Annotated in this window: 11 protein-coding genes and 1 pseudogene; 7 read left to right on the forward strand and 5 right to left on the reverse strand. The window is 72.2% G+C overall.

All coding sequences use genetic code 11. From position 1 onward, the window contains the following. The first annotated feature begins 88 nt into the window (after nucleotides 1-88). The 3 genes from ACZ3ZE_RS23040 (at nucleotide 89) to ACZ3ZE_RS23050 (ending at nucleotide 3,127) form a co-directional block, all read left to right on the forward strand. The gene (locus ACZ3ZE_RS23040) at nucleotides 89-1,366 is read left to right on the forward strand and encodes an MFS transporter (RefSeq protein WP_361172697.1); all 1,278 of its coding nucleotides are present in this window, start codon (nucleotides 89-91) and stop codon (nucleotides 1,364-1,366) included. 52 nt (nucleotides 1,367-1,418) lie between these two features. Beyond that, nucleotides 1,419-1,853, forward strand: coding sequence for a GlcG/HbpS family heme-binding protein (locus ACZ3ZE_RS23045; RefSeq protein ID WP_361172700.1), 435 nt, complete (start codon nucleotides 1,419-1,421; stop codon nucleotides 1,851-1,853). Nucleotides 1,854-2,089: 236 nt separating this feature from the next. Next, on the forward strand, nucleotides 2,090-3,127 hold the full coding sequence (locus ACZ3ZE_RS23050; RefSeq protein WP_363290643.1) for a vWA domain-containing protein: 1,038 nt from the start codon (nucleotides 2,090-2,092) through the stop codon (nucleotides 3,125-3,127). 166 nt (nucleotides 3,128-3,293) lie between these two features. On the opposite strand, the gene ACZ3ZE_RS23055 is transcribed toward ACZ3ZE_RS23050, so the two are convergent. Both ACZ3ZE_RS23055 and ACZ3ZE_RS23060 read right to left on the reverse strand, forming a co-directional pair. Then, nucleotides 3,294-3,623 carry a hypothetical protein gene (locus ACZ3ZE_RS23055; protein ID WP_361172705.1) on the reverse strand — a complete coding sequence of 110 codons (330 nt, stop codon included), beginning with the start codon at nucleotides 3,621-3,623 and terminating at the stop codon, nucleotides 3,294-3,296. A 163-nt stretch (nucleotides 3,624-3,786) separates the two neighbouring features. After that, nucleotides 3,787-5,046 carry a cytochrome P450 family protein gene (locus ACZ3ZE_RS23060; protein WP_467260457.1) on the reverse strand — a complete coding sequence of 420 codons (1,260 nt, stop codon included), beginning with the start codon at nucleotides 5,044-5,046 and terminating at the stop codon, nucleotides 3,787-3,789. A 1,025-nt stretch (nucleotides 5,047-6,071) separates the two neighbouring features. Between ACZ3ZE_RS23060 and ACZ3ZE_RS23065 the strand changes: the two genes are divergently transcribed. The 3 genes from ACZ3ZE_RS23065 (at nucleotide 6,072) to ACZ3ZE_RS23075 (ending at nucleotide 9,442) form a co-directional block, all read left to right on the forward strand. Then, a complete protein-coding gene (locus tag ACZ3ZE_RS23065) occupies nucleotides 6,072-7,166 on the forward strand; it encodes a baeRF3 domain-containing protein (protein ID WP_361627945.1) in 1,095 nt (364 codons plus the stop codon). Nucleotides 7,167-7,219: 53 nt separating this feature from the next. Beyond that, the gene (locus ACZ3ZE_RS23070; RefSeq protein WP_467260459.1) at nucleotides 7,220-7,720 is read left to right on the forward strand and encodes a DUF1269 domain-containing protein; all 501 of its coding nucleotides are present in this window, start codon (nucleotides 7,220-7,222) and stop codon (nucleotides 7,718-7,720) included. A 75-nt stretch (nucleotides 7,721-7,795) separates the two neighbouring features. Next, nucleotides 7,796-9,442 (forward strand): HEAT repeat domain-containing protein, encoded by a 1,647-nt coding sequence (locus ACZ3ZE_RS23075; RefSeq protein ID WP_467260461.1) that lies wholly within the window; start codon nucleotides 7,796-7,798, stop codon nucleotides 9,440-9,442. Between the two features lie 76 nt (nucleotides 9,443-9,518). Here the strand turns inward: ACZ3ZE_RS23075 and ACZ3ZE_RS23080 are convergent, their stop codons facing one another. The 3 genes and pseudogenes from ACZ3ZE_RS23080 to ACZ3ZE_RS23090 all read right to left on the reverse strand — a co-directional run bounded on the left by ACZ3ZE_RS23080 (nucleotide 9,519) and on the right by ACZ3ZE_RS23090 (nucleotide 11,987). Further along, nucleotides 9,519-9,965 (reverse strand): discoidin domain-containing protein, encoded by a 447-nt coding sequence (locus ACZ3ZE_RS23080; protein WP_361172890.1) that lies wholly within the window; start codon nucleotides 9,963-9,965, stop codon nucleotides 9,519-9,521. Continuing rightward, nucleotides 9,939-10,730, reverse strand: a pseudogene (locus tag ACZ3ZE_RS23085) (Tat pathway signal sequence domain protein); the annotation flags it as partial. The pseudogene ACZ3ZE_RS23085 and the gene ACZ3ZE_RS23080, both read right to left, overlap by 27 nt. A gap of 201 nt (nucleotides 10,731-10,931) precedes the next feature. Further along, nucleotides 10,932-11,987 carry a YncE family protein gene (locus ACZ3ZE_RS23090; protein ID WP_467260464.1) on the reverse strand — a complete coding sequence of 352 codons (1,056 nt, stop codon included), beginning with the start codon at nucleotides 11,985-11,987 and terminating at the stop codon, nucleotides 10,932-10,934. 154 nt (nucleotides 11,988-12,141) lie between these two features. Between ACZ3ZE_RS23090 and ACZ3ZE_RS23095 the strand changes: the two genes are divergently transcribed. Continuing rightward, entirely contained in the window at nucleotides 12,142-13,065 is a 924-nt protein-coding gene (locus tag ACZ3ZE_RS23095; protein ID WP_467260466.1) for a LysR family transcriptional regulator, read from the forward strand. Nucleotides 13,066-13,270 lie beyond the last annotated feature (205 nt).

The raw sequence follows: 13,270 nt of genomic DNA on the forward strand, positions 1-13,270 counted from the left end.
GTTGGCAGCGTTTGCGCATAGAGCGCGTGTGCAAGTATTGTCTAAGCGTCTAAGGAGCTTGCTCAAGTAATCGTAGAAGGTCGAGCCCATGCCTCTCGCACTCCTCGCCCTGGCCATCGGGGCCTTCGGTATCGGCACCACAGAGTTCGTGATCATGGGGGTGCTGCCCCAGGTCGCCGGCGACTTCGGTGTCTCCATCCCCACCGCCGGCCTGCTGGTCACCGGGTACGCGCTCGGTGTCGTCGTCGGCGCGCCGGTGCTGACCGTCCTCGGGAACAAGGTGAGCCGCAAGCGGATGCTCATGCTGCTCATGGGCCTGTTCGTGCTCGGGAACGCGGTCTCCGCGCTCGCCCCGAGCTTCGGACTGATGCTCACCGGCCGCGTGATCGCCTCCCTCGCGCACGGCTCGTTCTTCGGCATCGGGTCCGTCGTCGCGGCGGAACTGGTCGCCCCGCACAAGAAGGCCGGCGCCATCGCCACCATGTTCACCGGCCTGACCGTCGCCAACATCGTCGGCGTTCCGCTCGGCACGTTCATCGGGCAGGCCGTCGGCTGGCGCGTCACCTTCGCGATCGTCGCCGCACTCGGCGTCGTCGGTCTGCTCGGCATCGCCAAGCTGGTGCCCGCCATGCCCCGCCCCGAGGGCGCCCACCTGCGCCGGGAGCTGACCGCGTTCCGCAACCCGCAGGTCCTGCTCGCCATGGCGATGACCGTGCTCGGCTTCGGCGGCGTCTTCGCCGCGATCACCTACATCGCGCCGATGATGACCGAGGTCGCCGGCTACTCCGAGGGCGCGGTCACCTGGCTGCTGGTCCTCTTCGGCGTCGGCATGTTCGCCGGCAACCTGCTCGGCGGCCGGTTCGCCGACCGTGCGCTGATGCCCCTGCTGTACACGACCCTCGGCGGGCTCGCGATCGTGCTGGCGCTGTTCACCGTCCTCGCCCACAACAAGATCCTCGCCGCCGTCGCCATCCTCCTCGTCGGAGCGCTCGGCTTCGCCACGGTGCCGCCGCTGCAGAAGCGCGTCCTCGACCAGGCCCACGGCGCGCCGACCCTGGCCTCCGCCGTCAACATCGGCGCCTTCAACCTCGGCAACGCGCTCGCCGCCTGGCTCGGCGGCATCGTCATCGCCGCCGGCTTCGGCTACACGGCCCCGAACTGGGTCGGCGCCGCCCTCGCCGCCGCCGCCCTCGGCCTCGCCTTCTGGTCCGCCGCACTCGAGCGCCGTAGCCCCGCGACCGGATCTGACGTGACCACATCGGCCGTGACCGCATCAGCCGCGACGGCGTCGGCCGCGACCGAGACGGCTGTGACGGCATCGGTCGCGACCGCCGGCGCGCCGGCCCGTACGCCCGTTCACCACTGACTTCCCTTTCCGCCTCCCCCCCGTAACCCGCATGCCCTCTAGGAGAAGCGCCATGAGCACCACCGCCACCCCCACCGCTGTCACCCCTCTGACCACCACCGAAGCGGAGGACCTGATCACCTCCGCTCGCCGGGCCGCCGAGGCGGCCGGGGTCACCGTCAGCGTCACGGTCCTGGACGCCGGCGGGCACCTGCTCGCCTTCCGCCGCGACGACCGGGCGGTGCTGATCTCGGGCGAGACCAGCACCCGCAAGGCCTACACCGCCCTCCAGCTCAACGCCCCCACGGCCGACCTGGTCGAACTCGTCAAGCCGGAGGGGCCGTTCCACTCGCTGCCCACCGCGCTCGACCGCCCGCTGCTCTTCATCGGCGGCGGCATCCCCGTCCACCGCGACGGGCACCTGATCGGCGCGATCGGCGTCGGCGGCGGTGCGCCCGAACAGGACCACGGCTTCGCCACCACCGCCCTCCAGGGCCTCTCCCGATGACCCGCACCCCGCAGGACCACGGCATCCGTTTCTACGGCACCGCCCCCTTCTACGGCGCCGGATACAGCACCTGACCCGCGGGCGCGAGCCCGCCGCAACGCCCAGCCCGGACAGGCACCACGCCTGCCCGGGCTGCGTTCGCCGGGCCCGCATCGCGCAACTGATCGATTGTCAGTGGTGGGTGAGACGGTAGGTACATCGATCCGAACGAGGGATCCGAACGAGGGGGATACGTCATGTCCGGGACCCAGAACTACATCAACCACGTCGCGCTCGTGCTGGACGCCAGCTCGTCCATGTCGCGCCTGCGGAACAAGGTCATCGAGGTCGCCGACCAGCAGATCGCGTACCTCGCGCGGCGGTCGAGGGAGCTGGACCAGGAGACCCGGGTCACGGTGTACGTCTTCGCCGACAAGGTGGAGTGCGTCATCTACGACAAGGACGTGCTGCGGATGCCGTCGCTGAAGCAGCTGTACCGGGTCGGCGGGATGACCGCGCTGCTGGCGGCGGCGCTGAAGTCGCAGCGGGAGCTGGCCCAGACGGCGCAGCTGTACGGCGACCACAGCTTCCTGACCTTCGTCCTGACCGACGGCCAGGAGAACGCGAGCCACCGCTCCCCGGACGCGCCGGCGAAGGATCCCCGCGCGCTGGTCGCGGCCGTGGCCGAGATGATCGAGGCGCAGCAGGACAACTGGACGCTCGCGGTGCTGGTCCCCGACCAGATGGGCAAGCGCGAGGCCACGCAGTGCGGCTTCCCGAAGGACAACATCGCCATCTGGGACGCCACGAGCACGCAGGGTCTGGAGGAGGCCGGGCAGGTCATCCAGGAGGCCACCGAGAAGTTCATGGTGGGCCGCACGAAGGGCATCCGGGGTTCCCGGTCGGTGTTCTCCGCGGGCGCGGCGGTCAGCAAGCAGAGCATCGAGGCGGCCGGCCTCACCCCGGCGAACCCGTCGACGTTCGAGCTGATCCCGGTGGCCCGTGACGCAGGGATCCGGGAGTGGGTCGTCGCGAGCGGACACAGCTACCGGACCGGCTGCGCCTACTACCAGTTGAGCAAGTCCGAGCGGATCCAGGCACGCAAGCAGATCGCGGTGCTGGAGAAGAAGACGGACCGGGTGTACACGGGCCCGCAGGCGCGTGCGCTGCTCGGCCTGCCGGACGACGAGGTCCGCGTGAAGCCGGACCACAACGACGAGTTCACCATCTTCGTGCAGAGCACCAGCGTGAACCGCAAGCTGGTCGCGCAGACGCGGCTCCTGCTGATGGTCTGACGCCACCGCCGAAGCCCTCCGGCCGGCGAGCCCCGCCGGCCGAAGGACCCCTTCGCGGCCACCGCCCCACGGACGGACCGCGAGACCTCCGCGCCGCCCGTCGGCGGGAGCCGACGCGGAGGGAGTCCAAACGCGGCGTCCACCGCTCCGCCGCCGCGCCACGGTGTCAGCTGGGCGTGCCGTAGGCCTGGATCACGGTGGCGTTCAGGTCGCACCAGACGGTGGACGTGCCGCCCGACGGAACGCGGTTCCCGAAGTGCCGGTACACGTAGCCGGTGTCGTTGCGCTTGCAGTCGATGACACCGGTGAACGAGGAGCCGCTGCAGGTGATGTCGGCGCCCCGGTGACCGCCGCTGCCGGTGATCAGACGGGCGGAACAGTTCAGAGCGGCCGGTGCCGAAGCGGACGCGGTGGCCGCCGGCGCCGTGGCCAGCAGACCACCTGCCGCGAGGGCCAGAGCGGCGACGATCCCCGTGAAGCGCGGACGAGCATGCATGAGAGCCTCCTCCTGTCGTGTGCTGGGGGCGGCGACTCACCACCACCCCCTCAGGAACCTAGGGCCGGTGTGTGCCGAACCGGGTGGAACGAGGGAAAGTTGGCGAACAGGCGCCACTTGTGACACTTTTCCCACCCGCGTCGGCCTGGGCGCCGGGCCGGGGCTACCGAACGGCGGGCACGGGGCGCACCGGGAGGGATTCGACGCTGTTGCCGATGAAGCTGCGCTGGTGGGGCAGTTCGGAAGCGGGGACGGCGAGGTCGAGGTCGGGGAAGCGGGTGAAGAGCCGCTCCAGGGCGATGGTGGCCTGGAGGCGGGCGAGCGGCGCGCCCACGCAGTAGTGGATGCCGTGGCCGAAGGAGAGGTGCCGGGCCGCACCGGGCCGGGTGAGGTCGAAGCGGTCGGCGTCGGGGCCGTGGAAGGCCGTGTCACGCCCGGCGGCGGTGTAGCCCGCGAGGACGGGGGTGCCCTGGAGGATCACGGTGCCACCGAGAGTCAGGTCCCGGGTGGGGTACCGGAACGGGAACCAGCTGACGGGACCGTCCCAGCGCAGTGTCTCGTCCACCACGTCCGACCAGGTGGCCTGCCCGTCCAGCACCAGCGCCAGCTGATCACGATGGGTGCACAGAGCCCGTACCGCGTTGGTGATGAGGTTGAGGGTGGTCTCGTGGCCCGCGACCAGCATCAGACGCATCATGCCGATGAGTTCGGCCTCGCTCAGCCGGTCGTCGCCCTCCTCGCGGGCGGCTATCAGCGCGCTCGTGAGGTCGTCGCCCGGATCTGCCCGACGGGCGGCCGCGATCGTCCCGAGCAGCTCGACCAGCTCGCGTACCGCGGCCATCACCTCCGCCGGGGTGGTGTCGGTGGCGATGATCACCGTGTAGGTGAGGTCGTGCAGTCGGCCCCGGTGCCCGGCGTCCACGCCGAGCAGCTCGCAGATGACGCTCATCGGGAGCGGCAGCGCGAAACGGTTCCGCAGATCCGCGACACCGTCCGGGTCCTCGGCGGCAGCCCGCCCGAGGTCGTCGAGGAATCCGGCGGTCAGCTCCTCGATCCGCGGCCGCAGCCGCTCCACCTGGCGGGCGGTGAAGGCGTTGCCGACGAGGGACCGCAGTCGTCGGTGGTCGGCGCCGTCGGCGGTGTGCATGCCCTGCGCGTTGGCGAAGACCCGCAGCGGCCAGTTCGCCGGGATCGTGCCGTCGCTCAGCGCCGGGCAGTGACGGGAGTCCTTGGCGACATCGGGATGGGAGAGGAACTCCTTGAGCGCGTCGTGCCCCAGGACGACCGCGGCGGGCACCCCACCGGGCAGGACGATGTCCGCGACGGGCCCCCGGGCCCGCAACTCGGCGTTCAGGGCGTGGGGGCACCCGCCGGCGGGGTCGACGACGTGCGCGGGTACGGGAGCGGGGGTGGGGGAGGACAAGCCGGGACTCCTGACCGTATGGACGAATATCGGCCAACAGTGCGGCCTCGGGGGCGGGTTGCACAACTCCGCGTCGCCGGCAGGGTCGGCAGCCGCCCGCAACCACGACCGCCGCTCCCGGCGAGCGAGCCGATCACGCAGATCGCCGCGATGCCCCGCGCCCGCATCGGCGGCACGCGCGGCCGGCTCGCGTGCTGCGGCATGATGAGCGTATGGACGAACAGGCTTTCGCATGGGTGACCCTCTTCTCCTACGAGAACGTCGCCGGCTGCCCTCGGGCAGGCGACCTGATGGCGGTTTGACTGCGGGACCGGGGCATCGACTGGCATCCGTTCGCCGATGAGGAGATCAAGATCGACTTGATGTGCGGGGTACGCGCGGACGGGCACTGGCACGGCACGATCGCTGTCCGCTTCCGTGCGGACGCCCTCCACCGGCTCGGACTCCACCCCGACCAGCCGACATCCGCTCCGGCGGACCCGTTGCCACCGAAGTGGTGGGGCCCGTGGACCCGGTGAACCGCAAGGCCGGGGACGCGGCCGGGCCGTTGCCGAGGCGGTCGCGTTGAGGGCTGCGTGCCCAGTTCTTCCTTCAGCGGCTCTACGTTCCGCCGGGGATGATCGTCGCGGCCATCGCCGGCGTGGGCCGCGAAGTGCACCTCGCGCCGCGTTCCACCAGCGCGGCCCCCGGAGCACCGGCGGAACCTCCTCGCTAGGCCTCGCCGAAGACCGAGGCCCACCTCGCGGGCGGTGGCGGCGCGCCCGCCCCGTACGCGAGGCCCCTCGGGCCGGGTCTCCTCCGGCTTCCCGCCCCGGTCGCGAGAAAGGGGCCGTCGGGGCAGGATGGGATCTTGTGGGCGCCGGTGGGGCGCATGTACCGCGTGGCTTCGGTTGGCGTGGCGCAGCGGAGCCGGGCGATCAGCCGCGCCCGCGTACGGGAAGCCGCCGCACCGCGCCTGCCCGCGTCCCCCCTCGGCGGTGCACCAGGCGCCGCCCCACCCGCCACCCGCGCAGGAAGGCCATCCCATGGATCCCGTGCTCAGCCCGGACACGCTCGCGAAGCTGCGGCAGCCCCGGCCGTACCCGGCGCTCTCCCTCGTGATGCCGACGCACCGGCGCGAACCCGACAACTCCCAGGATCCCGTCCGGCTGCGCAATCTCCTCGCCGAGGCGGAGAAGGCGGTCCAGGAGGACCCGGACGTGTCGCGCGAGCGGCGGGCGGACGTCCTCGACCAGTTGCGGAGGGCCGAGGCCGAGATCGATCTGGTGCACGCCGAGGACGGACTGGTGGTCTTCGTCGCCCCAGGAGAGCACCACGTGTGGTCGGTGGCCCGTGAGGTGCCGGAACGCGTGGTCCTGAGCGACACCTTCCTCACCCGGAACCTCGTCGCCGCGCAGGCCGCCGAGCAGCCGTACTGGGCGCTGGCCGTCGCCGCCGACCGGGTCTCCCTGTGGGACGGGAGCGCCGAGCGGGCCGCCGAGCACACCGGGGACGGGTTCCCGCTCTCCCGCAGCCTGGAGGACCCGGACGCGGAGCGCAAGGAGCGCATCGGCGACCTCCCCAGCACCTTCCAGGACGAGTCCACGCGCCAGTTCCTGCGCGAGGCGCACGAGAAGCTGCGCGCCCTGCTGGCCGCCGAACCCCGGCCGCTCTACGTCCTCGGATCGTCCGCCGCCCTCGCGCTGCTGACGGAGCTCGGCTCCCTGGGCCCGGCCACCCTGACGATCGAGCACGGCGGACTCGCCGCCGGCCCCGCCGCCTCCGTTCGGGACGCCGTCGAGCCGGTCCGTGCCGCACGCGAAGCCGCCGCGACGGCCACCGTCGTCGCCGAACTGGACGCCGCACGGGGCCAACGTGCGTACGCCGGAGGCATCGACGAGGTGTGGCAGGCCGTGAAGGACGGCCGGATGCGCCTGCTCGCCGTCGAGGAGCACTACCGGACGGTCGTCCGGGACAAGGGCGGCCACCTGGAGCCCGCGGGCCCCGAGGAGGCCGGAGCCAGGGACGACATGGTCGACGAGATCGTCGAACAGGCCCTGGAGACGGGGGCCGAGGTCCGCTTCGTGCCCGACGACTCCCTGAACGGCCGGGGGCGCATCGCCGGGGTGCTCCGGTACTGATACGGAGTGCCGCAGCAGCCGCCGTCTCACCGCTCCCCTACGAAGGAGAAACGATGTCCGAGCTCATCGTGATCGGCTATGAGGACCGCGCGGTCGCCGACAAGGCGTACGCGGAGGTGCAGAAACTGAAGGACGGGCACGTCGTCGACCTGATCGGGGTGGCCGTCGTCACGGTGGACGAGGACGGCACGACCCATGTCGACACGCCGAAGAGAACAGAGGAAGTGGCCCTGGCGGCCACCGCCGGCGCCCTGTGGGGCATGGTCTTCGGCATGGTCATCCTCACGCCGGCCATGGGTGTGGTGGGCGCCGCCGTCGGCGGCCTCATCGGCAAACTGAACCAGATGGGCGTCGACAACAAGTTCCGGGGCAAGGTCCAGGAGATCCTCCGCCCCGGCTCGTCGGCCGTGGTCATCATGGCCTCCAAGGTCACCGAGGACAGGTTCGCCGCGGCGATTGCGCCCTTCGGCGGAACCGTCCTCAAGACCTCGCTCTCCGAGGAGAACGAGAAGGAGCTCGCGGAGCAGCTGGCCGGCCCCGACACGCCGGCGTGAGCCCCACGGCCCACAGCGTCTGCGCAGCGTGCACCCCGCCGCCGCTGCCGCCCTCCCGTGGCCGATACTGCCTGTATGGGGGATCACCACGACACCGTCCGGACACGTCTGCGCGCCGCGTTGCGCGCCGACGACCAGTGGACCGCGCTGGAAGAGCTGAGCGCCGACCGGCCTGATCGTCTCGCCGAGACGGCCGAGGAGCTGTACCGGTCGGACACGGAGCCGGCGACCTTCCGCCCGTACCTCACCTGGCTCCTCCGGATCCTTGGCGATCCCGGCGACGCGGCGCTGCTGCGCCTGCTCGCCGAGCCGACGGCGTTCGCCGCCGCCGACCGCAGGGACCTGCTGAGCACCGCGGTCTCGCGCGAGCTGCGGCTGCCCGCACCCCTGCTGCACGCGTACGCCGAGACCGTTCCACCGTCCGACGGGGGCGACGCCCGCCCGGGCGGCACGCTCGCCCCCGAACTCGTCGACGCCATGGGGCTTTCCGGAGACCCGTCCCTCGCGCCCCGCCTCGGCGCCCTCCTCGAAGACCCCGCCGCCCCGCGGGGCCGCGCCGCGCTCGCACTGGGCCGCCTCGGCGCGCGCGAGTGGACGGTGCCGATCGCCGAGCGGCTGCCCGAGACGACCGGGCTCGAACACACCGCGTTCGCCGTCGCACTGGAGCTGATGGGCGACCCCGCCGCCGTACCGCACCTGCTGCGATGGCTGGCCGACAGCGGCGAGGAGCGGGTGTTCGACGTCCATCACGCGCTCGTACGGCTCACCGGACGCGACCCGCTCCTGCCCGAGGGGGCGCGGGGGGCGGTGTACGCGGCGGCAGTGCGCGCCGCCTGGGCCGACGGCCGCACCGAGCCCGCACCCGCGGAGGTGCGGGACATCGTCGTGGAGTCCGGGGCGTGGGCGCGGTTCTCCGTGGACGGGGGCGCGGGCCGGATCCGGGTCGCCTACGACCCGCCGTCGCCCGGATCCTCCTGGCCGCGCTGGGGCCGGTCCCTGACGTTCGACCGGAAACCGCTGTACGGGGTCGGCTCGATCTGCGACACCTGTGAACTGGGCCTGACCCTGCTGGACTGGCCGGACGACGAGGCGGCCCGGATCGCGGCCCGGATGCGCGAGCGGCTGGCCGGCCTGGACCGGCTCGACGCCGGGCTGCTCGTCGCCTGGGGTCCCGTACTCGGCGAGCTGAAGACCGGCCACTACCGCGCCCTCCTCCTCGACCTCCCGCTGGAGCGGGTCACCGAGCCGGCCCGGTCGTGGTGGTACCGCCGTGCCGCGGACCGGGAAGCCGAGGACGGAGACGACTCCGCGTACGCGGGCTGGCGCCCCGAGGACTCCTGGCCGGGCGTCGCGCACTTCCAGCTCACGGCACCCGTCCCGGGCGGCCGGGTGCCGTGCACGTACGGCGCGTTCCTGCCCTCGCAGCCGCCGGAGGCGCTCGACCCGGCGACCGTCGCCCGGCACGGGGCCGCCATCGCGGCGGGGGAGCGGCCCGCCGCCGTGGTCCTCGGCTGGATCGACGACCGGTCTCCGGAGGCCCGGGACGAGGAGCGGTGGCTCGTCGGCACGGTCCTGGACGGGCACCACCGGCTCGCCGCCTACGCGGCCGCCGGCGTGCCCGCCCGGGTGCTCCTGATCGCCCGCGTGGACGAGGGCTGTGGCGCGGACGGCGGCCGGGAGGGACTGGCGGAGGTGGCCGCGGCGTACGGCTGCCGGGGCTGATCCCTTCGTGGCCGACCGGCCCGAGCTTCGACGCTCGGGCCGGTCATGGGCCGCTCGTGGACCGCTCATGGGCGGGTCACGCCGCCGGGGTGCCGTACACCTTGAACTCCCAGAGGGAGTAGCCGTACGCGGTGGCCCGCTTGGTGCCGTACACGCGGATGTAACGCGCGGTACCGGAGACCGTCAGGTCGTCCGTGCCGCCGTCGCCGGTCGTGGTGGTGGAGAGGTCGGTCCAGGTGGTGCCGTCCAGGGAGCCCTGGACGCGGTAGGCGCTCGCGTGGGCGGCCTCCCAGTCGAGCCGGACCCGCGAGAGGGCGGCGGGCGCGCCGAGGTCGACGCGGAGCCACTGCGGGTCGGCGCCTTCGGCGGAGGCCCAGCGGCTGGTCGAGGACCCGTCGACGGCCTTGCCCGGTTCGAAGCCGGCGGCCTCGGTGGACGAGGCCGTGGCCGGGCGGCCCTGGGAGAGCAGGCTCTCGGTGCCGCCCCCGGTGCCGGTGAGCTGGTAGGCCTTCAGGTTCTTCAGGAGCAGGTACGTGTCGCGCAGCGAGCCGGACGTGTCGCCGAGCGAGCGGTAGATGCCCCACTTGGGCCGGACCCGGTCGGCGAGGAAGGTGTCGACGCCCGTCTTGGTGGCGTCCACGACGGTGGTGCCGCCGCTCTTGACCACCCAGCGCACCGAACCGGAGGTGCCGTCACCGATCTTCATCTCGTACTCGATGTCGATCCACTTGTTCTGCAGCGGCTCCAGGTTGGTCCGGCCGACCAGGATGTCGCCGTCGAAGATCTTGTGCTCGATGGTCTGCACCCCGTTGACCCGGCGCAGCGAGGTCACCGTGATCGGTGACGTGCCGCTGCCCGGCTGCTTCGTCTGCATGATGTGGGTGAAGGTCGTCGTGGCCATCAGCGAGCTGGGGATGTACATCGAGTACGTCACGCGCCAGGTCTCGCCCGGCCGCCACTCCAGGTAACTGGAGGGCGAGGTGCGGTTGCCGGTGACCTCCTGCCGCTGCCGGTCGTCGTACGAGTCGCGGTCCACCATGTGCATGTCGAACCGGTACGCGTCCCCGGCGACCTTGATGTGGGGCGCGCCCCCGGGATGGGAGCCCGCGCGGTCGTCCTCGACCGTCTCGAACGCGCCCAGGCCGTTCGTGGCGACGTCCGGCGACCACTTGAGCGTCCAGGCGGCCGCCGCGTGGGCGGGCGGGAGAGGGGAGACCAGAGTGAGCAGGGACAGGGCGACGGCCGCCAGGGCCGCGATCGCGACGGGGAACGCGCGTCGGCGTGTCATGTACCGCCTCCAGAGGGGGAGTTGGTGCCGAGTTGAGGGGGTGTCGAGTTGAGAGGGGTGTCGAGTTGAGGGGGTGCTGATGTCGATGACGCGCGTCATACTGCCCGTAGCGCAGTCGTTAGTAAAGGTTCCTGACAGTTCTGGGCTCCGAGTGGCGGACGGCCCCGGCCGCCGGACGGGTGCGCTCTGTGGCGGACCGGATCAGGCCGGGCGCGGGATGTACGCGAGGCCGTGGGCGCCGGGTTCCGCGAGTCGGGCGATGTCCAGCCGGGCCAGGGTCCGCAGCGTCTCCAGGTCGACGAGGTCGACGGTGGACGAGACGACGCAGGCCACGTAGGCGATGCGCCCGTCGGGCGACGAGGTGATGGTCAGAGGGAAGTGCCCCACCTCGACCTGGCCCAGCCGTTCGCGGGTGTCGGCGCGGAACACCGTGAGGCGTCCCGGCGCGTGGCGCCCGAGGGAGGACGTCGGGTCCGGTTCCATGAGGAGTTCGCCGGCGAGGAGCTTTCCCGTAGAGGTCAGATGCACCGGCAGGACGATGTTCTCGGTGGGCAGGATGTCGACGACCGAAGCCGTCTTGGCGTCGACGACCCGGATTCCCGGCGTCGGCCGCTGCTCGTCGGTGGCGGCGAACGAGCCGGCGTAGGGCGCGGCGACGAAGACCTGCGAACCGTCGGCCGCGACGGCGAGTCCCTCGCTGCCCGGCACCTCGACCTTCGCCGTGAGCGTGCCCCGTTCGAGGTCGACGACCGAGACGAACGGCGCCTCCTTGTTGGTGGCGTAGCCCGTCGTGCCCGACGGATCGATGGCGAACCAGTGCGGCCCGGGCGCGTCCGTGTCGATCCGGCCCACAGGTCGGCGGGTCTCCGTGTCGATCACGACCACACCGCCGGGCCGGTCCGCCGAACCCTCCACGCTGACATAGAGGCGGCGCCGTGACGTGTCCAAGGCCAGCCCGTGCGGGCCGTGTTCGGGGGCGAGGTCGACGACCTCGACGACGCGGCGCGTGTCGGGGTCGATGACCGTCAGTTCGGTGCGACGGCCGCTGTTGGCGTGGTAGTAGCCCGAGCGGTACGCCGTCGTGCACCACAGCAGCCGCTGCGTCGGGTCGAAGCACAACTCGTGCGGCTCGGCGGGGACTTCCACCGATCCGAGAAGGCGGTCGGAGGCGGCGTCGAAGAACGAGATGGTCGGGCCGCTCTGGCTGATCACGGCCAGAACGTCGCCGTCCCGGCCGGCGTGGGGAGACTGCAGCATGGAGGGCTCCTGTAGGGAAGAGGAAAGGGGGTGTGTCACGCGTTCTCGCGGACACCTCACTCTCGGCCCGGAGCGCCGTCCGCGACAATGCAAAGATGGGCAGTCAATCATTGCCGCAGACGCAAAAATGCAGCTCAGGAGTGTGGGTACGAACGTGGATCTCAACCTGCTGCGAGCCCTCGACGCCCTGCTCCAGGAGAACAGCGTGACGCGCGCCGCCGAGCGGCTCGGCACCTCCCCCGCCGCGACCAGCCGCACCCTGGCCCGGCTCCGCCGCGCCGTCGGCGACCCCCTGCTGGTCCGCGCGGGCCAGCAGATGGTCCCGACCCCGCGCGCCCTCGAACTCCGCGAGGAAGTCGCCGAGTTGCTGCGCGGCTGCGACAGCGTTCTGCGGCCGGGCGCCGGATTCGACGCCGTGCACCTCCAGCGCACCTTCACCGTCCAGGCCGCCGATCTGCTCCTGGCCGGGCTCGCCGGCACGCTGAGCGAGCGGCTCCACGCCGAAGCGCCCGACATGGACGTGGTCTTCCTGCCGGAGGCGCTGGAGGGCGGGCCCGCGCTGCGACAGGGCGGGGTGGACGTCGAACTCGGCGTCCTCGGGCACCTGGACCCCGAGATCCAGACCCGGCCCCTCACCCGCACACCCCTGGTCGGCATCGCCCGCAGCGGCCATCCCCTCTTCGACGGGAAGATCGACGCCCACCGTTTCGCCGCCGCCGACCACATCGGCATCTCCCGGCTCGGCAAACGCCACGGCCCCATCGACAGCGCGCTGGCGGAACGCGGACTGCGGCGCCGGATCGCCGTCGTCGTACCCAGCCACACCAGCGCGATGATGCTCGCCAGAGACACCGACCTCGTCGCGCTCACCCTCGCCGACTGGCTGCCCCGCACCACCGAGGCACTGGGACTGCGCACCTTTCCGCTCCCGTTCGACCTGCCGCCACTCGACCTCGCCATGGCCTGGCACCCCCGCAACGCCGCCGACCCGGGGCACCGCTGGTTCCGCGACCACCTGGCGGCGGCTGTTCTGACCCCGTCGGGGACGGGGGAAAGGGCAGGGGCGTCCGGGGCCTGAGGTCGTAACTCCTGGCCCGCGCACCTGAATTGGGGTGCCAGCCTCTCGGGTACCCCCCGCCCGTCTAGATGGCTTGTCGCGGACTTGACGTCCGACCTGACAAAGAATGCGGCGGGCGCATGCTCCCGCCACGGAAGGGTACGGACACCCCGCGCGACGCGTCGCGCACCACCCGGAGCAGCGGCCACACGCTCCGCACCGGAAC

This window comes from Streptomyces sp. NPDC023157 (genome assembly GCF_055560575.1).